Source organism: Terriglobus sp. TAA 43 (genome assembly GCF_000800015.1).
Taxonomy (GTDB): domain Bacteria; phylum Acidobacteriota; class Terriglobia; order Terriglobales; family Acidobacteriaceae; genus Terriglobus.
This window is the reverse complement of record NZ_JUGR01000004.1, coordinates 162,930-183,980: the sequence shown is the minus strand read 5'-3', so window position 1 is coordinate 183,980 and position 21,051 is coordinate 162,930. Positions and strand designations below refer to the sequence as shown.

General features: G+C 58.1%; 18 protein-coding genes. 9 read left to right on the top strand and 9 right to left on the bottom strand.

What is annotated here, in order from left to right; all coding sequences use genetic code 11:
• Positions 1-22 precede the first annotated feature (22 nt).
• From M504_RS20135 to M504_RS20125, 3 genes are all read right to left on the bottom strand, one after another.
• The gene (locus M504_RS20135) at positions 23-775 is read right to left on the bottom strand and encodes a DUF899 domain-containing protein (RefSeq protein WP_047497812.1); all 753 of its coding nucleotides are present in this window, start codon (positions 773-775) and stop codon (positions 23-25) included.
• 123 nt (positions 776-898) lie between these two features.
• Entirely contained in the window at positions 899-1,351 is a 453-nt protein-coding gene (locus M504_RS20130; RefSeq protein ID WP_052201115.1) for an SRPBCC domain-containing protein, read from the bottom strand.
• 16 nt (positions 1,352-1,367) lie between these two features.
• Complete coding sequence (locus M504_RS20125) at positions 1,368-1,730, bottom strand: helix-turn-helix transcriptional regulator (RefSeq protein WP_047497811.1); 363 nt, start codon at positions 1,728-1,730, stop codon at positions 1,368-1,370.
• A 209-nt stretch (positions 1,731-1,939) separates the two neighbouring features.
• On the opposite strand from M504_RS20125, the gene M504_RS20120 reads away from it, so the two are divergent.
• Entirely contained in the window at positions 1,940-2,902 is a 963-nt protein-coding gene (locus M504_RS20120) for an alpha/beta hydrolase (protein ID WP_047497809.1), read from the top strand.
• On the opposite strand, the gene M504_RS20115 is transcribed toward M504_RS20120, so the two are convergent.
• Both M504_RS20115 and ispD read right to left on the bottom strand, forming a co-directional pair.
• Complete coding sequence (locus M504_RS20115) at positions 2,899-5,181, bottom strand: hypothetical protein (RefSeq protein WP_052201114.1); 2,283 nt, start codon at positions 5,179-5,181, stop codon at positions 2,899-2,901. The genes M504_RS20120 and M504_RS20115 overlap by 4 nt on opposite strands.
• 95 nt (positions 5,182-5,276) lie before the next feature.
• Entirely contained in the window at positions 5,277-5,978 is a 702-nt protein-coding gene (ispD, locus tag M504_RS20110) for a 2-C-methyl-D-erythritol 4-phosphate cytidylyltransferase (protein ID WP_047497807.1), read from the bottom strand.
• Between the two features lie 435 nt (positions 5,979-6,413).
• On the opposite strand from ispD, the gene ispF reads away from it, so the two are divergent.
• The 6 genes from ispF (at position 6,414) to M504_RS20080 (ending at position 11,490) form a co-directional block, all read left to right on the top strand.
• Complete coding sequence (gene ispF, locus M504_RS20105; RefSeq protein ID WP_047497805.1) at positions 6,414-7,034, top strand: 2-C-methyl-D-erythritol 2,4-cyclodiphosphate synthase; 621 nt, start codon at positions 6,414-6,416, stop codon at positions 7,032-7,034.
• A 68-nt stretch (positions 7,035-7,102) separates the two neighbouring features.
• A complete protein-coding gene (locus M504_RS22415) occupies positions 7,103-7,477 on the top strand; it encodes a hypothetical protein (protein ID WP_052201113.1) in 375 nt (124 codons plus the stop codon).
• Positions 7,478-7,516: 39 nt separating this feature from the next.
• Positions 7,517-9,058 (top strand): glutamate--tRNA ligase, encoded by a 1,542-nt coding sequence (gene gltX, locus M504_RS20095; protein ID WP_047497802.1) that lies wholly within the window; start codon positions 7,517-7,519, stop codon positions 9,056-9,058.
• A complete protein-coding gene (gene lptE / locus M504_RS20090; RefSeq protein ID WP_047497799.1) occupies positions 9,059-9,601 on the top strand; it encodes an LPS assembly lipoprotein LptE in 543 nt (180 codons plus the stop codon).
• Between the two features lie 92 nt (positions 9,602-9,693).
• A complete protein-coding gene (gene holA / locus M504_RS20085) occupies positions 9,694-10,869 on the top strand; it encodes a DNA polymerase III subunit delta (protein WP_047497797.1) in 1,176 nt (391 codons plus the stop codon).
• A 3-nt stretch (positions 10,870-10,872) separates the two neighbouring features.
• Entirely contained in the window at positions 10,873-11,490 is a 618-nt protein-coding gene (locus M504_RS20080; RefSeq protein WP_052201112.1) for an HAD family phosphatase, read from the top strand.
• 1 nt (position 11,491) lies between these two features.
• Here the strand turns inward: M504_RS20080 and M504_RS20075 are convergent, their stop codons facing one another.
• Together M504_RS20075 and M504_RS20070 are read right to left on the bottom strand one after the other, a co-directional pair.
• Positions 11,492-12,397 carry an Fpg/Nei family DNA glycosylase gene (locus tag M504_RS20075; protein ID WP_047497793.1) on the bottom strand — a complete coding sequence of 302 codons (906 nt, stop codon included), beginning with the start codon at positions 12,395-12,397 and terminating at the stop codon, positions 11,492-11,494.
• 522 nt (positions 12,398-12,919) lie between these two features.
• Complete coding sequence (locus tag M504_RS20070; protein ID WP_052201131.1) at positions 12,920-17,725, bottom strand: DEAD/DEAH box helicase; 4,806 nt, start codon at positions 17,723-17,725, stop codon at positions 12,920-12,922.
• A gap of 85 nt (positions 17,726-17,810) precedes the next feature.
• Between M504_RS20070 and M504_RS20065 the strand changes: the two genes are divergently transcribed.
• Together M504_RS20065 and M504_RS20060 are read left to right on the top strand one after the other, a co-directional pair.
• Positions 17,811-18,266: a cytidine deaminase gene (locus tag M504_RS20065; protein ID WP_047497790.1), complete on the top strand. Its 456-nt coding sequence runs from the start codon at positions 17,811-17,813 to the stop codon at positions 18,264-18,266.
• A 2-nt stretch (positions 18,267-18,268) separates the two neighbouring features.
• Positions 18,269-19,603, top strand: a complete 1,335-nt coding sequence (locus M504_RS20060) for a thymidine phosphorylase (protein WP_047497787.1) — start codon at positions 18,269-18,271, stop codon at positions 19,601-19,603.
• Here the strand turns inward: M504_RS20060 and M504_RS20055 are convergent.
• Both M504_RS20055 and M504_RS20050 read right to left on the bottom strand, forming a co-directional pair.
• Positions 19,600-20,316 carry a glycosyltransferase gene (locus M504_RS20055; protein WP_232296385.1) on the bottom strand — a complete coding sequence of 239 codons (717 nt, stop codon included), beginning with the start codon at positions 20,314-20,316 and terminating at the stop codon, positions 19,600-19,602. The genes M504_RS20060 and M504_RS20055 overlap by 4 nt on opposite strands.
• Positions 20,213-21,019, bottom strand: coding sequence for a UDP-2,3-diacylglucosamine diphosphatase (locus M504_RS20050; RefSeq protein ID WP_052201110.1), 807 nt, complete (start codon positions 21,017-21,019; stop codon positions 20,213-20,215). Before M504_RS20050 ends, M504_RS20055 begins: the two co-directional genes overlap by 104 nt.
• Positions 21,020-21,051: the final 32 nt, after the last annotated feature.

The window sequence follows — 21,051 nt, the reverse complement described above, 5'->3', positions numbered from 1 at the left end:
AGCGCGTCGATCTCGTTCACTCTTAGAGGTTGAGAAGCACGGTCGCGTTATCGACAACGTTCGACCACTTCGCATCTTCTTTCCCGTAAGCGTCATGCCAACGCCACCACTTGTACGGTTCCGTCTGCGGATAGCCTTCAGGTGAATCTTCCCAAAGCTCCTGCCGCCCCAGCGGTGTCAGATCAAGATAGCTCCACACACTGCCCATCGCTTCATCGCCACGATTGTTCACCCAGTACGTGCGGAAGATACTGTCGTGTTCATCGCGGAAGAACACGTTATGCCCGTGCCACTCATCCACGCCGAAGTCCTTATCGAAGTCGTCGGTGATGGTGTACCAGGGAATCGCGTTCCATCCCATGCGCTGCTTCAGCGTGGCAATGTTTTCCTGCGATCCACGCGACGCATAAACCAGTGTGGTGTCGCGTGCATGAAGGTGCAACAGGTTCGAAACCTGGTCTGCGCCCATCGAACAACCAACGCAAGCATGCTCCGGCCAGCCATACACGTTCGAGTCGTAGAACGCGCGATACAACACAAGCTGCCGTCTTCCATCGAACAGGTCCAGCAGCGAAGCCTTACCCTGCGGCCCTTCGAAGACGTACTCTTTCTCCACCGCAAACCAGGGCATCCGCCGCCGTGCAGCAGCCAGAGCATCACGCGAACGAGTGTGCTCCTTCTCTTTCACCAGCATCTCCTGCCATGCGTTCTGCCACTCATCTGCAGAAACCACGGCAGGCTTCTTCATCTGCGCAATCTGCTCATTCGTTGTCACCGCTCACCTCCTGTTTGTGCGTCTTTGAGTTCCAAATTTTTACAGCCAGCGCGGAAGCTCCTCCCGCAGATGCAACACCCGCCGCAATCCATACCGCAGTCGAAATACAAAAGGGACACATGGCTATTTCCTCGCCCGTTCCGCAACAGCCTCACGAATCCGTTCAATCATGTTGCTCCAGCCAGCATCCACACCACGTTCCTGATCACCGACCCATCCCATCGCACGATGCCGAAAGCGCATCACAGTTTCGCCATCTTCTTCTGTAAGCCGATACTGCAAATTCGAAACAGCAGGATTCGACATAAACAAAGGACCTGAAATTTCAAGCAACGAAGGCGCCTTGATGGCCTGCACATTTCCCCAGAAATGACCGGAATCATTGCCCAGATCGCGATACCAGCGCCCTCCCGGCCACGCCTCCAACACCATCGGCATCGGCTTTTCCGGAGTGGAATTGAGTGGTCCCATCTGCTCCAGAATGGTCTCGAAGACGATGTCAATCGGTGCGGCGATCCGTTCTTCCTTAACGATTTCGAAGGCATGCAAAACGCCTTCCATAACTGTGGCTGCCATTGCTCCCCCTTTGGGTTTACTTCTTGTCTTTGTCGATACGAATCAATCTCTCCAGCGCCTTCTGCTCGGCACGCTGCTTGATCTGATCCACCTGGTGCGTCCAGTAACGTTCGAATTCCCGCACCCAGTCATGCACCGGTTTAAGCGCCAACGCGTCCAGGCGATACATGCGATGTTGTCCACGTTTGACCACCGTCACCACCCCAGCCTTGCGCAGGGCGTTCAGGTGCTTTGATACGGCAGGTTGAGCCATCTTCATCCGCAGCACAATCTCATTGACGGCATACTCCTCGCCATCCGCAAGAACCGCAACAACCTCTCGCCGCCGCGGCTCGGCGATGGCGCTGAAGACATCCGCAGAATGTGATCTCCGTGTCATGGTAAGAATATATTCCTATATCGGAATATATTCCAAGGACTTTTTCAGAAATATTTTTGGCACGCTTCCAGCGAGCCAGCGAGATGCTGAAACTGACGTAGTAGCAACGCGGATACCTCCGACAGGGATACACAGGCCGCGGGCGTAGCCTGTGCTGGTGCCGCCGCGCGCATCCCGCTGCCGCACCACTCCACACATCAGGTTTCCCCATGAGCCGTCTGCGTTCCGCGCGTCTGTTGCTCCTTTGCCTCGTCGTCTTCACATGCCTGCCCATGCTCAGGGCGCAGGCCAACACCTGGCAGCCATCTCCCGGCCACACACAAATTCCCATCTGGCCCGGCAAAATTCCCGACGCCCTGCCAGCCAAGGGTCCAGAGCGCATGGAGACCACGACTGACCCGAAGTACTTCATTGGTGGCAAGCCATCCAGCGGCATTGAAAACGTCTCGCGACCCACCATGACGGTCTACTCGCCCAAGGGAAACAACACCGGCGTTGCGGTAGTCGTATTCCCTGGCGGCGGCTTCATGGAACTCGCAATTGACTTGGAAGGTACAGAGGTCTGCGACTGGCTCACCACGCGCGGCATCACCTGCATCGTGTTAAAGTACCGCGTGCCAGCACCACGCTCCAAACCATACTGGGGTGCCTATCCCGGATCACCCATCGCATTGGACGATGCGCAACGCACCATGGGACTCGTTCGCCAACACGCTGCAGAATGGAAGATCAATCCACACAAGATCGGAGTGCTCGGCTTCTCTGCAGGCGGCCACATGGTTGCGGCAATGAGCGTTCACTTCGACAAACGCATCTATCCACGCGTAGACGCCGCAGACGACCTAAGCTGCCGCCCCGACTTCGCCGTTGCTTTATACCCCGGTCATCTCGGCTTCAAAGAAGGCACGCTGGAGCTGAACCCAGACATCGCAAGCCACATCAATGCGCAGACACCGCCCACGTTCCTTCTTCAAAACGAGAACGACAACGTGGACAGCATCTGGGACGCACTCAGCTACGAAGCCGCGCTCATCAAAGCCAAGGTGCCGGTCGAGTTCCATTCCTACGCGGAAGGCGCGCACGCCTTCGGTCTGCGCCCAACAAAGTATCCCGCAACGGCGTGGCCACACCTCGTCGAAGTGTGGCTGCACACCATCGGCATGTTGAACTAGAACGTCACGGCAACCTGTTGTGGCGTTGCGCTCGCCTTAAACTCCAGCAACAACGTGCCGCTCTCGTCCTTACCGGGTGTGAGCGGCTTTCCGTCCACCGTCACACTCTTCGCAGCACGCGGCAACATCAACCGCACAGCCGTCACATCATGCTCATCACGAGCATCAATGTTCGACACTGCAAAGCGCAGCGAACTCGCAGTCACCTGCTCATCCGTCACCTTCGCACTCGCGGCAAGAACATGCGCCTTGCCCTTGGCAACAACAGAAGGGTCAAGCAACAAACGCCGCTCTCCCTCTGCCACCTGCGGGTTCTGCACCAGCTTCAAATGCGCGTCGAACAGATCAACATACTCACCACTCAACACCGTAGGAGCAGGTGTTGTGTGCGGCAATACAACAGCCTCATCATGCGTCACATTGCTGGTGTTGTTCTTATCGAGTGAAGCAACAGCGCTGTTCGCAACACGCGTAATCGCACGCTCCGGTGTGCCTTCCGGTCGATCAAACCCAGAGGCAATCACAAACGGCCCACGCCGCAACACCAACGCAGACGACTCACGCCACGGCAACTTCACCTGCGTCGCAGCCTCCTTCGCCACAGCAAGCACCGCATCCGGCCCCTTCACATCCTGCGCAACCTCAGAAGGCGAAACCTTGCGGAAGATCACTACACCCTTGCCTACGTAATGTGTCCCTTCCTTCGCCGCATCCAGCCCAAGTGCGTGGAACAACAACTCACGCGGAATCACCTGCGTCTTGCCGTTGTCATTCCACCAATCCTGCGCATGGTTGTAAGGATCGCCATCGTTATCCATCACCACCAGCGCACCACCAGCCTTCACCCACGCAGCAATCGCATCATGAAACTTGGGCGACGGCGGCTTCTGTCCCTCATAGGTAAGAAACAGAACCTTGTACTGCTTCAGAAAATCCGCGGCATCCTTACCGCGATACGTGCTTTCAATCTGCACCGGCTCAACAGGAACACCGTGCATCACCAACGGCAACGCCATGCCATAGAAGTTGCCCAGATCAGCATCGGAAGGCAGCGGCTTCGCACGTTGAAACATCAACGTGTCACTCACCAACACGCCAATGTTTTGCGTGCCACTCACCTGCCACTTCGCCGTCTGCCCCTGCATCTGTCCCAGCGCATGAAACACGGTCTGCAACTCCGTCTCATACTCAGCCGGAATAAACGTGCGCTGCGGCTTCGGATTTGCCTCCGTCGGCTCCGTAGAAGGACGCAACGCCTTCGGCCCGAAGATACGATCCGGCCACGGCAGAATCTCGTAGCTGCTCACCTCAGGCTGCAACAACGAAGCCACCAGCGTCGACTCCCAGTTGCGCTTGTAATCAATCCACGAATGATTGGGATTGTCTTCAATGGGATCATTCAGGTACCAGATGCGTTTGCCGCTGGAACGCGCAATGTTCTGCAACGCGCCGTACTCCAGAAATGCCGTCTCAAACGTGCGCTCTGCCTTCACGCCCTGATACACATTCACCGCGCGACTCGTGCCCGTCCACACCTGCGCAATGTATCCATCCGCGCCAACATCCAGCAGCGACGACTCCGGCGAAACAATCTGCCACTGTGCATAGTTGATCAGCGAATGCGTCGCCACATAGCAAGGCACAACCTTGCCATGCTCCTTACCCCACACGCGCACCGCAGCAAACACCTGCGCCAGCGCACGCTGATACAGGAAGTACTTCAACTTACTCGCACGATACTGCGCATCCGGCGACGAATCCGGCGCAATCCAGGGCTCGTGATAATAAGCGGCCCACTCACGCTTAAATGATTCCGACCAACCCGCGCGAGCCCAGAACTCCGGCTCCTCAAGATAGATGGCTTCAGCACCCGCATCCAAAGCACGCAGCACACCACGGCTCAGATACTTGCCATAGCTCTCCGAAGGAGCCACATACGGCACCTCTTTACCACCATGCAGAATCAGCTTGCCGCTGGATTCCTGCTGCGTCTCATCCCAGTGTTCCTTGCCATCAAACTCGCCACGCAGGTAGTCGCCATACGTGCCCCACGCAACGCCGGTCATCACCGTCACGCGATAGCCATGGTCCTTCCACGACTTGATGCGATCCGGCATGCTCTCGCTGATGCCATAGACCATCACCGAGCCAGCCTCCACATTCACACGCGGCGACCAGCCATTCTGCGTTTGAAAGATCAAACGATCATTCGCTTGCGGAACGGTTTGCGCAAACGCAGCGGAGGCAACAAGGAGAGCAGCAAGAGCAAGTGTCTTCATGGGGTCGTGGCAATGGTATCGCGATCAGCCGCGTCACCACGCAAATCATCCATGGCTATTCGCGCCACATTCGTTCCCGCATTACGACGATGCGTTTACCTGCGAGCCAGATAAAACTCTGCAAGTTCCAGATCGCCTGGCTGCGTAATTTTCAGGTTCGTCGACGAACCCTGCACCACGGCCACCGTGATGCCCGCACGCTCCAGCAGACTCGCCTCATCGGTGCCCGCGAAGCTATCCACTTCAGCCTCATCAAACGCGCGCGACAGATCAACAAAGCGAGCACCCTGCGGCGTCTGCGCCTGCACCACGCGTTCGCGCGGCACGGTACCGGTGATGATCGCGCCATCCGCGGTGCGTTCCACCAGCTTGATCGTGTCGATTGCACCCATGCCCACAATCGCTGCACCATGTTTGACGATCGCCTCAATCGTGCGCTCGATCGTAGCCGGCTCAATCAGCGGTCGCACCGCATCGTGCACCAGCACAATGTCTTCATCATTCGCATCCAGCGACCACAGAGCAGAAGCGACGGACTCCTGCCGCGTCTCGCCTCCGGTCACCACACGAACCTTGTCGCCAAAGCCGTATTGCGCAAGCTGCGCACGAACATGATCGATCTCGGTCTGCCGCACAGCAACCGTCACAGTGGATACATTCGCCTTGTCCGCAAACGCGCGAACGCTGTGGATCAGGATCGGCACACCGCCGAGCGAAAGAAACTGCTTGGCACTGGCACCAGGCACAGCCATACGCGTGCCCAACCCCGCCGCCGGAAGAATTGCGTGAACAACCATAGGATGTGCAGTATAGCCCGTAACGGTGCGACAACGCACAACGGCCCTGCGTCGCACAAATCAAAAACACTGCTGAAATCTAGAAAACTCAACATTCTTATGGAACCAGGGCGAAGTCTCCCCGTATCTCCTTTCATCTGCGTGTACGCTGACCCCTTTTCTCTCCAGCAGCGATTCCGCCCCAATTCATTCATTTTCTGGAGAAGCTATGAACAGCATCCTGGCCGCTGCAGCATTGCTGGTGGTCCACGCCTACCTTTCGCCTTCCGCGGAAACATCCGCGCAAAACACCGCCGTCTCCCCGACCAAAATGGACGTGAAGTAGCGCATCTGCTTTCTTCTAACGCCCGGCTGTCTGAGCAGCCGGGCGTTTATGCTTAAAATGCAGACTTGGCAAGAAACCGCGTGAACACACCGCGGGCATGAGGCAGCACGATGGGCATGAGGATTGGGTATGGCTTTGATTCGCACGCGTTCAAGCCAGGCGTACCGTTGGTGATTGGCGGCTTGAAGATTGACCACCCTGAGGGCCTCGCCGGCCATTCGGACGGCGATCTGCTGCTCCATGCCATCACCGACGCCCTGCTCGGAGCAGTCTCCGCAGGCGACATTGGCACCTTCTTCCCACCCAGCGACATGCGCTGGAAGAACGCCGACTCTACCATCTTCCTCGAAACGGCACTCGAAGAGATCGCCACCGCCGGCTACCGCATCGTCAACCTTGACTGCGTACTCATCATGATGCGCCCGAAACTCGTGCCCATCGCAGGCGAGATGCGTGCCCGCGTAGCCGAGCTGCTTCACGTCTCCGAACGCGATGTAAGCATCAAGGCCAAAACCCCCGAAGGCCTGCCGCAGGAAGGCACCGCCGTCGCTCACGTCACCGTTCTGCTCGAATCCATCGCAGGCCTCGACGAGCCAAAGAAGCTAGTCGCAGAAATCGACGACCCCACCGAAGTCGACGTAGTCGTTCGCACCCTCATGGGCGAAGAAGAGCCGCACAACATGGCGCGCCTGGGCCGCAAACCCACCTTCGACACCGACGACCTGACCTAAGAGTTTCCTGCTGAAAAATCCATGCTCCGGGTGTACGCTTGCAGCCATCACCCGGAGGCCCATCGCGCATGCAGCACACGCCGCCCGATCCAGCACAGATTCACGCCATGATGATGGCGATGATCCCTTTCATCTTCTTAGGCATGATCGTTGTGTGCGTGATCAAAGTCGTGCCCTACTGGCAGATCTTCAAAAAAGCCGGCATGACACCCGCCCTGTCGTTGCTCATGATCCTGCCGCTGGTGAATCTCATCATGCTGTACGTGCTGGCCTTCTCACGCTGGAACGTGATCCCATTAGGCCCGGAATATCCACCCTATCCACCACCGTACCCTCCGCAGCCGGGCTATGTTCCGCCGACGGCATATGGCGCGCCGCCAGCTTATCCGCCACAGCAACCGCCCTACGTGCCACCGCCGACGGACCCGAACCCAACAGCCTGACCAGGTTGATCTCGCCGAAACGGTAGAATCAACAGTGGCATGACTTCCGAATTCATCAATAAAGCGACGGCGCCCGTTCGCGTCCGTATCGCACCGTCACCCACGGGTGATCCGCACGTCGGCACGGCTTACATCGGCCTGCTCAACTACCTTTTCGCCCAGCAGCGTGGCGGCAAATTCATCCTCCGCATTGAGGACACCGACCGCACACGCTTCGTCTCCACCAGCGAGCAGATGATCTTCGACTCTCTCCGCTGGGTCGGCCTCCAGTGGGACGAGGGTCCGGATGTCGGCGGCCCCGTCGGCCCCTATCGCCAGAGCGAACGCACCGAAATCTATCGCGAGTTCTGCCAGAAGCTGATCGACAGTGGCGCAGCCTACCGCGCCTTCGAAACGCCGGAAGAGCTGGACGAAGAGCGCAAGGCCCAGATGGCCGCCAAGACCGCGCCCAAGTACAACGGCCCCAGCCGCTACTACACCAAGGAGCAGGCCGAAGAAGCCGTTGCCCTCGGCAAGCCATACACCGTGCGCCTCCGCGTACCCAACGGCGAAAAGGGCCCCGGCATCTCGTCGACCACCTTCCGCGATGAACTGCGCGGCGACATCACCTTCGACCACCACAACGTGGACGACCAGGTGCTGCTCAAATCCGACGGCTACCCCACCTATCACCTCGCCAACGTTGTTGACGACCACCTGATGGGCATCACCGACGTCATCCGCGCGGAAGAGTGGATCAGCTCCACGCCCAAGCACGTTCTGCTCTACCAGGCTTTCGGTTGGGAACTGCCGCGCTTCTGGCACATGCCGCTGCTGCGCAACATCGACAAGAGCAAGATCAGCAAGCGCAAGAACCCCGTCTCGCTCATCTACTATCGCCAGGCCGGCTTCCTGCCGCAGGCGCTCCTCAACTACCTCGGCCTCATGGGCGGCGGCATGGCGCAGCCCACCGAGCAGGAGATCGTCAGCAAGGGCCTCGACATGAAGCTCTCGGACATCTTCTCCATCGAGGACATGAAGCAGAAGTTCGACTTCCAGCGCATCTCGCTCGGCGGTCCGGTCTTCGATCTGGTCAAGCTCAAGTGGATGAACGGCGAATACCTCCGCAAGCTGTCGCCAGATGACTTCTTCACCGCACTGCGCCAGACCATCCTCAGCGACGACTACATCAAGGCCATCGCGCCGCTTGTGCAGACACGCATCGAGACCCTCGGCCAGTTCGGCGACATGACCGGCTTCTTCTTCGCGGACAACATCATGCCCACGCCGGAACTGTTCGTTCCTAAGAAGCGCACGCTGGAAGACACACTCGCCTTCGCCGCTGACCTGCTCACTGCACTCGAAGGCAGCGACTGGACCACCGAAGCCATCGACGCAGCCGTCCGCGGTGTTCTTACCGCAAAGGAATGGAGCGTCAAGGAAGGCTTCATGCTGCTACGCGCCATCCTCACCGGCAGCACGGCATCGCCGCCGTTGTTGGAATCGCTGGTCGTCTTCGGCAAGGCGCGTTCGCTCGATCGTTTCCGCCGCTTCATGGAAGCACAGAAGAAGGCCGCAGCATTGGCCAACCGCGGAAAATAAATGCTGCGACCCTTCCTGCACAAATCGGCACTGGCGCTCACAATGTTTGTGGGCGCCGCCAGCCTCACCGGCTGCGGATACCACGTCGCAGGTTCGGCCACGCACGTCCCCGCCAATGTCCGCACGCTGGCCGTGCCCATCTTTAAAACCAACGTGCTGCAATACCGCACGGAAGTCGCCCTGACCGACGCGACCATCCGCGAACTCAACACCCGCACGAAATATCGCATCACTTCGTCCGACGATCCTGAGTCAGCCGATGCCACCCTCACCGGCACCATCCTCACGGAAACCATCGCTCCGCTCACTTACGATCCCAGCACCGGCTCCACGTCCAGCTACCTCATCCAGGTCACCGCAAAGATCGTACTCACCGCGCGCGACGGCCACGTCCTGTACCAGAACGACAAACTCAGCTTCCGCGAACAATACCAGTCCACGCAGGACCTCAGCGCCTTCATTCAGGAGGACAGCGCCGCGGTCCGTCGCCTCTCGCGCGATATGGCCAGTGAGATCGTCGCCGACATCCTGAACAGCTTCTAAGTTTTATCCACGTATTCCACAGCGTCGCGCAGTTGATTCCTGCACAGGATTCGCAGCACAAACAGCCTTCATCTCGTCGAAAATAGGAACCAGTGCCGCCGTTACGTTCGTTTGCATCTACTGATCGCTTCCTCGCCCAACTCGGCACCGCTGAGATGCGGCCGGGCTACGTCCTTCTGGGCGATGAGACCTTCCTCTACGAACGCGCGCGCCAGGGCGTGCTTGAAAAGCTCGTCCCGCAGGACCTTCGCGACTTCTGCCTGCACGATCTCGAACTCGGCAGCGAAACCACCATCTTCGAAGCGCTCGACCTCGCACAGACGCCATCGCTCATGGCGCCCTTCCAGGTCATCTTCGTGCGTGGCTTGAAGACTCTCTACGGTCGCGGCGCAAAGAAGGAAGAGTTCGCCGCGCTCGATCGCTACTTCCAGTCGCCCAACCCGCAGGCGCTCATCCTCTTCGTAGCAGATCACCTCACACTGCCCACCGACCTTCGTCGCATGGAGCGCGAAGACAAGGACCGCTACGACCGCATCAAGGAAACGCTCGGCGACCACTGCGGCATCGTGGAACTGCAAAAAGTAGAAGAAGGCGATGCCGCACGCTGGGTCATTGGCACTGCGGAAGAGCGCAGCGTCAAATGCGACCCCGAAGCCGCACGCGAACTCGTCGACGCGCTCGCCGTCGACATGATGATCATCCGCAGCGAACTCGAAAAGCTGTTGCTCTACGTCAGCGCACCCGTCCGCGAAAACAATCTCGACGCCACACACTTCGGCCACATCACACTCGGCGACGTCGAGACCATGGTGCTCGCAGCCAAGCAGCGCTCGCTCTACGAACTCACCGACGCGCTCTCGCAACGCGACCGCCCTCGCGCACTCTCGTTGCTGCACGGCCTTCTGCACGCCAGCGACGGCGGCGAAGACTCCGCCATCGGCCATCTCTACATGCTCGCGCGCACCTATCGCCAGATGCTCATCATCCACGAGAAGAACGTGCGCGACTCACGCGCCATCTGGCAGGTTCTCTGGCAGGGCTTCCGCATGCCGCCCTTCGCTGCAGACGTTTTGATTCAGCAGGCACGCCGCTACAAATCGCGGCGCGAAATTTCGCGCGCCATGCGTCTCATCGCACGCGCCGACATCGAACTGCGCAGTGGCCCCGTCGACAAGACACTCGTTCTCGAGCGCCTCATCCTCGACCTCGCCACCGAACCACGCAACGGCGTCTTCGCTGAGTCCGCGCAGTTCGCACTGGAGATCTAAACGGTGTACGAAAAGCCGATCCATCTTGTAGAAGGCACCTTCGACGCCATTCTCTTTGACTGCGATGGCACACTCGTCGAATCAGCGCCCGCATGGCATCTCGCCATCACCAACGCGCTGCATCCACACTCCGCACCCATGCCGCGCGACTGGTATTTCGCACGTCTCGGCCTCTCTCCCGCCGATCTCATGGACGACTACGAAGCCGCCATCGGCGCACTCAACATCACGCGCCAGGAGTTCTTCAACCGCTGCACCACCGGCTACGGCGAAGCCGCACACGCGCTGGAAGAAGTCACCATCGTTGCAGACGTGGCACGCGCATGGCAGGGCAAAGTCCCCATGGCCGTTGTCACCAATGCACAACGAGTAGCCGTCAACGGCGCACTCACCGCCACCGGCCTCATCAAATACTTCAACACCATCGTCAGCATTGAAGACGTGAGATACGGCAAGCCCGAACCGGACATCTACCTCAAAGCCGCGGAGCTCCTTAACATCGCACCGGCCCGCTGCCTCGTCCTCGAAGACTCAAACGAAGGCCTAACAGCAGCCAAACGCGCAGGCATGCAACACATCGACATCCGCGACCACTGGACCCCGCGCTGGAAGCGTAAGTAAGTTAACAACTCATCTTCACTCGCCGCACAGGCGTATCCAATCCCTTCACAGCAGTCCCATCCCCAACCCAGGGCTGACACTCCGGACACCAGTAAGTAGACCGCACAGCACTCCCCTGCTTGCGATACTCAATTACTCCACCGCAACGGCGACACTCCAACCCGCGCCGCCCATACACCCAAAGCCGATCTTCCCTGCGAGTCTGGTGCGTCGTCCGACGCTTCCCGGTATAGGTCACAATCCCCTCACCCGTACCATCCATCACATTCGCCTTCATATACCGCTGCGCAACATCGGCCATCTGCCGCATCTCGTCATCGCTGATCGTCTTCATCAAACGAAACGGATGCACCCGCGCAGCAAAACAAACCTCACTCTTATAGACATTCCCCAGCCCAGCAATCACGCGCTGATTCAACAACACATTCGCAATCTCATCCTCAGGATGCGAAGCCGCACGCGTCTTCAACGCGGCATAACCAACATCCGCGTTATACCCGTCAGACAAAATATCCGGCCCAAGCTTTGGCACACTCGACTTACGAGCAAGCGAAGCCGCTGTATGAAACTCCGCAACCGGCACATTGAAAGCAACCGCCTGCCACCCATCCACCTCAAGCAACACACGCATCGCCTTCTTCGGCATCCACCACTTCTCACCGGTGCGATAAATGTGCCACGAACCGCTCATCAACATGTGCGTTACAAGAATCAGATCGCCAGAGAGATAAATCAGCAGCCACTTCCCCCGCGCCTCCACCTTCTCAATCAAACGCCCAACCAAAGGCCGGTCATCATGCACCGCAGCCAGATGCGCATACCCCGTATCAAACCGCGTGACATGCTTGCCCTCCAGCACCTTCGCAAGCGCCCGCGCAGACCGATAGATGGTATCCCCTTCAGGCATTTTGGCTGTACTCTTTCTCTACAAATCAAACTAGAGACTTGGATGCGAATTTACTCAGCTAGCGATTGTCAGCAATGGCTACAGGAACGAAATCGCACGTTACCTGATGCAAAAAATACGTCTGCGTCTCTTCGGTTATCCACACAGGATCATCGCGCGTTCGCATTGACGAATTGGATTGCGAACTATCCCACATTCAACGATCCAGTTCTTCTATGGATTACCGAATGGGGCATATGGCCTTCAAGCGAAAACTGGCATGCCTACTATGTCTTGAGACAACTTTCAGGAGACAAACGGCTACTCCATGAAGCTCCTGGTCACCTCTTCTTGAATTTCGAAATGAATGAGTTGGCCAGTACCCTGCAAATCGCACTATTGAATGGTTGGGGCGGCTACGTCCTACCACACTCAAATGTTGTAAATATGTTTTTTAGCCACGATGAGTACATCGACTTCTTTGCGGAAGACGAGAAACAATTGGCTGACATTAGGACCCGCTTTGAAGATCAGTCCTGATTCCTACTGAACACCAGGAGCCCCTGACAACGTGAGCAGATTCCGCCTCAAGTTAAACCCCATAGGCGCAGCCTGAAACCCCGCATCCAACAAAACCCGAGCCATGGGATGCTCCGCAACATTCACACCATTGATCGTTTGCACAAACATCCCGGCGGCAGCGCGTTCGCTCTCATGCATCTGCGCCATCACCACAAAGTAACGAGCTAACGCACGCATCACCTGCCCACGCTGCGGCTCCTCTTCCGGCAGAAATACCTGGATATTCGGATTGCCACGACGCAGATAAGCCACCAGCGCACCATCCGCTAATATAATGCGCGCACCAACGCTCCGCTGCAACGAAACACCCTCACCCACCGCAGGCCAACGCAACAAAGCACCATAAGGATTGGCAGGATCGGTCGCAGCCAGCACCACCATCTCCGGATCACTATCCAGCCGCTTATTGCGCAACGATCGCAACAGATCCAACGCAGAAGGCAAAGCAAACTGCGTAGCACCAAGCTCCGCCGCAAAATATCCGCGACGCACCTTGCCACTCTCTTCCAGCGCCTTCAACACGTCATACACCGCAGAGAAACCACCCGGCAGATTCTCCGCATGCGCCGTCTCGCGGAACACCACACCGTATCGCTGCAACAACTGTTGCGCCTCCGCATGCGACCACTCCGTCGCATTGCGATTCACCGCACCAAACGCAGGGTGCAGCACCCAACGCCCTTGTGCCGTAGGCGGCGTTGTTCTGCGCGATCGAAACGCAGCCTGTTGATTGTGCACACGCCGCGCAGGCTTCCTTGCGCTCGTCGACTCACGATTCGTATAAGCCCTCAGCGCCTGCAACGAATCATTCGTAATCGCACCACGCCACACCAGGTTCCATAACGCCTCAATCGTCTCGTTCGCAAACCCGCCGCCCGTGCCGTCATGCACATTCTGAAAGAACGAAGCACCATGCGTACGTAGATACTCGACAATCCTTTCCTCACGATCCCGCGTATTGCTTCCACTCTCAATCGCGCTCGCAGCCTGCTGCGTGTTCACAACCGGCCATAGCAGCGGCAACTTCTCCGCAAGATACAAACCAACACGACCATCACGTTCGCCAATCGGCTCAAACCCAGCCCACGTTACCTCACCCGCGGCGATCAAAGTATCTAAGTCAGCAGGTCGGTAATTCGCAATGCGGGCAGGCAATATCTCCGTCTCCAGCAACGACGCAGGCAGCGGCGCGCCCTGCAGATTTTCAATCGCATCCAGCAACGCGTCCAACCCACGCCTCGGAGTCAACACACCCTGCCAGTGCGTAAGCAAACGCGCCAGCGTCTGCTGCTCCACCGGCTCCACTTCTTTACGTAACTTGGCTAACGATCTCCTGCGAATGGTGCGCAACACCTCCACATCGCACCACTCGCGCTCCTGCCCACCGGGACAGAAAGCGCCTTCCACAACGCGCCCCATGCCCACCAGTTTCTGCAACACCGCCTCAACGGTCTGCATCGGCACTTCAAATCGCGCAGCCACCTTCGCGGTGGTGAATGGCCCATGCGTGCGCCCATAACGCCGAATCAAATCCGTAATCGCATCGGCAGAAGACTCCAGAAATGCCGTAGGCAAACCCGGCGGCAGTGGAACTCCCAACGCATCGCGATACCGCGCCGCATCCTCCACAGCGATCCATCGCTTCTCACCCCCGATGCGCAACTCCAGCGCACGACGCGCCTTCGCCAAACGATCCAGCGTGATCGCCACCTCAGGCGAAACACATCGCCGCAACAACTCCGCGCGATTCAGATCACCCAGCCGCAGCAGCATGTCATGCACACCATCCATCGTGCGCGCACGATAGTCATCGGCCAGCATCTGCAACTGTTCTTCCGTCTCTTCAATCGCGTTGCGATCCAGCAGTTCACGCAGATCAGCATCGCCCATCAACTCGCGCAACTGATCCTGATCAATCGCCAACGCCTGCGCACGACGTTCCGCCAGCGGAGCATCGCCGTCATAGATGTAATTCGCAACGTAAGAAAACAACAACGCTGAAGCAAACGGTGAAGGCGTGCGTGAATCCACCGTGTGCACACGAATCTGCCGCTGCTCAACACTCCTCAGAATCTCGGCGAGTGCGGGCATATCAAAGACATCACGCAAACACTCGCGATACGCCTCCAGCAACATCGGAAACTCCGGATACCGCGCCGCCACAGCTAACAAGTCATACGCACGCTTGCGTTGCTGCCACAAAGGCGCACGTCCATCCGCACGCCGACGCGGCAACAACAAAGCACGCGCACTCGCCTCACGAAACTTCGCAGCAAACAAAGCAGTCGATCCCAACTGCCGCTGCACAGACTCCACCGCCTCCTGCGCCTCAGGAAAAAACGGCTCCACATCCGGCGCGTTATCCGCCTCAGGAAAACGAACAACGAAGCCATCCTCGCTCCACATCGTCTCCACATCCACTGCACCCGCCGCACGAATACGTCCCTGCACCGCCATCGCCCATGGCGCATGCACGCGCGAACCAAACGGCGTCATCACGCACACGCGCCAATCACCAAGCTCATCACGCACGCGTTCCACAACAATGGTGCGATCATCCGGCACCTGCTCCGTCGCCACCTCCTGGTCGGCCAGATAGCGCATCACATTCTCTGCAGCAAGCTGATCCAGATCATGCTCACGCGTCAATCGCGAAACAGCAGCGGCACGAGGCATATCGCGCAACTCACGAATCAACGCACCAATGCGCCGACCAAACTCCAACGGCCGCCCCGCCTGATCGCCATGCCAGAAAGGCATCTTCCCCGGCTCACCCGGCGCAGGCGAAACCAGCACACGATCATGCGTAATCTCATCAATACGCCACGTACTCGCACCAAGAACAAACGTCTCACCCGTGCGCGCCTCGAACACCATCTCTTCATCCAACTCGCCCACACGAATCGGCTTCGATCGCTCACCGGAAAGAAACACACCATACAAACCACGATCCGGAATCGTGCCGCCATTCAAAATCGCAATCCGCTTCACGCCCTGCCTCGGCGTCAACCACTGCTTCGTCCTGTCCCACGTAATGCGCGGACGCAGTTCGCCAAACTCATCCGACGGATAACGCCCTGCCAGCATGTCCAACACACCATCAAACACCTGCGTGCTCAAACCCGCATAGCCACTGCACGAACGCACAATGCGCAGCAGCTCGTCATACGCAATGCCCGGAGCATCTTCTTCATCGCTGCGGAACCGCTTCATCCTGCGTTCCGCTTCCGCAACAGGCAACGGCGGATGCGCAATGATCGCCACCATCTGCTGCGCCAACACATCCAGCGCATTGCGTTGATGGCGCGTGCTCTCCACATGCCCTTCATGCATCGCACGCGTCACCGCAGCACACGCAATCAGATCCGCACGATACTTCGGAAAGATAATGCCCTTCGAAGGCGCACCCACCTGGTGCCCCGCACGCCCAATGCGCTGCATCCCGCTCGCAACCGAAGGCGGCGCTTCAATCTGAATCACCAGATCCACCGCTCCCATATCAATGCCCAACTCAAGTGAAGACGTAGCCACCAGCGCGCGGATCTCGCCAGCCTTCAACAACTCTTCAATCTCGCTGCGCTGCGAAGCAGCAAGCGAACCATGATGCGCGCGCGCAATCGGCTCCCCCGCAAGCTCATTGATCGCACCCGCCAGCCGCTCCGCAATACGCCGAGCATTCACAAACAAAATCGTCGACTGATGCGCTCGAATCAACTCCAGCAAACGCGGATGAATACTCTGCCAGATACTCGTTCGCTTCGGCCCCTGCGAAGCCGGCCCACTCGGCGTGTCCTGCATCTCGCCAAGCTTCGCCATATCCTCCACAGGCACTTCCACTGTCAACTCCAACCGCTTCCGCGCACCCGCATTCACAACCGCAACAGGCCGATAGCGAATGCCACCAACCTCCGCCTCGCCATCGCTCACTTGCTCAATCGTGGATGAGCTAACCTGCTGCGTGCCCTCCGCACCACCAAGAAACCGAGCCACCTCTTCCAGCGGCCTCTGCGTAGCAGACAATCCAATCCTCTGCACCTTACGCCCAGTCAACGCCTCCAGTCGCTCCAGTGACAGCGCCATATGCGCGCCACGCTTCGTCGGCACCAGCGCATGAATCTCGTCAATGATCACTGTCTCAACGCTGCGCAATGCCTCGCCCGCATTTGAAGTCAGCAACAGATACAGCGACTCCGGCGTAGTGATCAAAATCTCGCCAGGATGCTTACTGAACCGAGCACGTTCATTCGCAGGCGTATCACCCGTGCGCACACTGATCTCCGGCGTATGTACGTCAACACCCATACGCTGTGCCATATTCGCAATGCCCTGCAAAGGCGAACGCAGATTGCGCTCCACGTCCACAGCAAGCGCCTTCAGCGGCGAAATATAAACAACACGCACGCCGTCCAAGACAGGCGACGCAGCAGCCTTCCGCCCACGCTTTGAAGTTTCGACAGGAGCAGCCGCGCGCGGCTGCAACATCAACCGATCCAAACACCACAAGAACGCCGTCAGCGTTTTACCCGTGCCAGTAGGCGCCAGTATCAACGTCGAATCGCCACGAGCAATCGCAGGCCACCCCTCGCGCTGTGGTTGAGTTGGCCCTTCAAACACCGCACGAAACCAGGCCGCCGTCACCGGATGAAACAGTTCCAACACCGAATCATCCGCGCTCGTCTCGGCAGGATCAACCGCCTGCACAGAAGCCTCCACACTCTCCGGCTTCTTCGGTTTCGTTCGTTTCGTAGCTGTTTTCTTAACGGGCATATCTGGCAGCATGTTAGACGCGCAGGTGCCCCTTCGCGCCGCATCGCTTGCAACCTTTCGCGCTTGGGTTTAGCCTCAGCAATCTATGTCGCTGGAAAACAAATCCGCAACCCTCGACGAAAGCCGCATCCGCAGCCTGCGCGAACAGGCCGTCCACGCCGCAAAAAACGCCTACGCACCCTACAGCCACTTCCACGTCGGCGCCGCCCTTCTGCTTGAAGACGGCCAAATCATCACCGGCTGCAACGTCGAAAACGCCAGCTACCGCCTCACCACCTGCGCGGAACAGGCAGCCATCGCGCGTGCCGTCGTCGAACGCGGCCCCCACATTCGCATCGTCGCCGTTGCCATCGCGAATGAAGACGCCACCATCGCATGCCAGCCCTGCGGTGCCTGCCGTCAAACCATCGCAGAGTTCGCCGATCCCACCTGCCGCATCTTCTTCCCCGCAGAGCACGGCAAGCCTGGCGAATGCACCCTGGCTGACCTTCTTCCCGCATCCTTCAACGCACAAAGCCTGCAGCAAGCAGCATCCAAGTAACCATGAGCATTCATCCCATCGACGTCATCCTGCACAAACGCGACGGCCACGAACTTTCCGACGCTGAAATCCGCGGCTTCATCGCAGGCGTCGTCGACGAATCCATCACACCCGCGCGCATCGCATCGTTGCTCATGGCCATCTTTCAGCGAGGCCTCAGCCCGCGCGAACTCGCCACACTCACTGACGCAATGCGCCGCAGCGGCGAAGTCTTTGACTCCGCATTCCTCAACAAGTTCACAGTGGATAAGCACTCCACCGGCGGCGTCGGCGACAAGAGTTCCTTGCTCATCGCACCCATTGTCGCCGCAGCGGGCCTCGCCGATCCCATGATCAGCGGCCGCTCCCTCGGTCACACCGGCGGCACACTCGACAAGCTCGAAACCATCCCGGGTTTCAACACACAACTCTCACTCAAACAGTTCGGCGAAATCATCCAGCAATGCGGCTTCAGCATGATCGGACAAACCAAAAACCTCGTCCCCGCCGACCGCATTCTCTACGCACTTCGCGACCACACCGGCACCGTGGAATCGCCATATCTCATCACCGCCAGCATCATGAGCAAAAAGCTCGCGGAAGGCCTCAACGGTCTCGTGCTCGACGTGAAAACAGGCAGCGGCGCATTCATGAAAAAGTACGAGGACAGCGAACACCTCGCGCGCCTCATGGTCAACACCGGCGAAGGCAACGGCACACGCACCGTCGCCCTGCTCACCACCATGGACGAGCCGCTCGGCCGCTTCTCCGGCAATTGGATTGAAGTGTGGGAATGCATCGACATCATGAAGGGCGTCCATCACCCCATGTATGCCGACCTCATCGAACTCTCCGTCACTCTCTCCGGATGGATGCTCTATCTCGGCGGCGTCAGCAGCACTCCGGAAGAAGGCAAGACAAAATCCCTCGCACTACTCAACGATGGCTCTGCATACAAAAAATGGATTGAGATGACAAAGCTGCAAGGCGGCGACATCAAGCCCTTCGACGATCCAGCGGCCTTCCACCAACCAAAGGCCACGCGCATCCTCAAAGCAGAATCTGACGGCTATCTCGCCAGCATGGATTGCACGCAAGTTGGATGGGCCGTGCAACGCCTCGGTGCAGGCCGCGAAAAACCCGGCGACCCAGTCTCGGCCCACGCAGGCATTGAGATGCACGCAAAGATCGGCGACCGCATCATCAAGGGCCAACCGCTCGTCACGTTGTTTACAGAAAACGAGGAATTACTCGACACGCCGGAACAGATGTTGCGAGAGACCATTCAGATCAAGCAAGAACTTCCAGTAAAGCAGCCACTCATTCGCCAGGTTATCGTTGCAGACCAACAGCACTAAGCCTTGCTGACAGTCTCCGTAGCGCCATCCCAATAACCGTGGTCACGTACAAAGTGGCTGCGGTTTTTGCAGTTCATCAGCGTCCAGAAAAACAGAAACACCATGCGCGCATGTCCCGTTCTGTGGAACCGCCTGTTCGACGTGTAGATGCATCCGTCCAACACAGAAAAGCGCAGAGAGGAAACCTGTTTCGTCAGCAGAAAGTCTTCAGCAAAAACCGCATCTTCAGCAAAGCCACCAAGCTCATGAAAGCGTCCGCGCTCAAACAGCAGAAACATGCCCGTACCAAACGGCATGCCCCACGCGCTCAACCGCTGCATCCGGCTGTTACCCCAATACAGCAGCCGATCCGCCCACGTTCCTTCCGCACAAGCAATGTCCACCGTCTGGCAGTGTAAGCGCTGCTTCTGCATCGCAGTCATCGCGCGGCGCAGCAACGTACGATCACGCAACTCAACATCCGCATCCAGAAACAGTACATAGCGCGATGTGCTCTGTGCCGCACCGCGATTCCGCCCCACAGAAGGCAATCCGCCTTCAATCACGCGAACATTCAGCAGGTTGTCATAGCTACGTGCAATGGCAGCCGTTCCGTCGGTCGAACCGGCATCAGCAACGAAGACTTCCGTATCCGCCATAGCCGGATAGTCCTGCTTCGCCAGCGAACTCAGCAGCGAAGGCAGGTGTCTCGATTCGTTCTTTGCCGGGATCACGATAGACAGTTCCGGGTTGATACTCATGGATCTGGACTCCCTTACGGTCGATGGTCAAAAACGTGGCGCGTGTATCTGTCCAGCACCCGGAGTTGAAATACTCAATACTGCCTTCATTACGTTGCATCGCTTCATGCGTATGCCCGCAGAACACTCGGTCTGCGTGACCTTCTTTCGCATACGCCAGCGCACCTTCTGCAACCTTGTCTGACAACCGCAACCAGCGCGTGCTGAAGCGATCAAACCAGCGCGACATCCGCTGTTCCTTACCATCCAACCGCTGCGACATCTCATAGAAGCCCTCAAAGAAGCGGCTCAACAAAATGTTGCGGTTGATAAAACGATCAAACTGGTGCCCATGCACCGCCAGGTGTCGCTTGCCCGCGTACTCCCACACATAACGCTGATATACCGGCACGCCCACCATGTGCGACATCAACTGCGACAACCCATGATCGTGATTGCCTTCCACCCAAACAATCGTGCGACGTTGCTTCGGGTTGGAGAGCTTACGGATGCACGACAGAAAATCCCAATGCTGTCGCTTCAATCGCGCAAAATCAAGATCGCTGAAGATATCACCCAACAAAATCAATTGCCGGAAGTCCACACCTTCCAGCACGTCGATGGCTTCTTCCGCCCGGCTAACATCTGAGCCCAGGTGGACGTCGGAGAGGATGAGCGTATCGCAGGTCCGCACCATACCCCAACAGCTTCGCGCGGGCTCATTGCTGC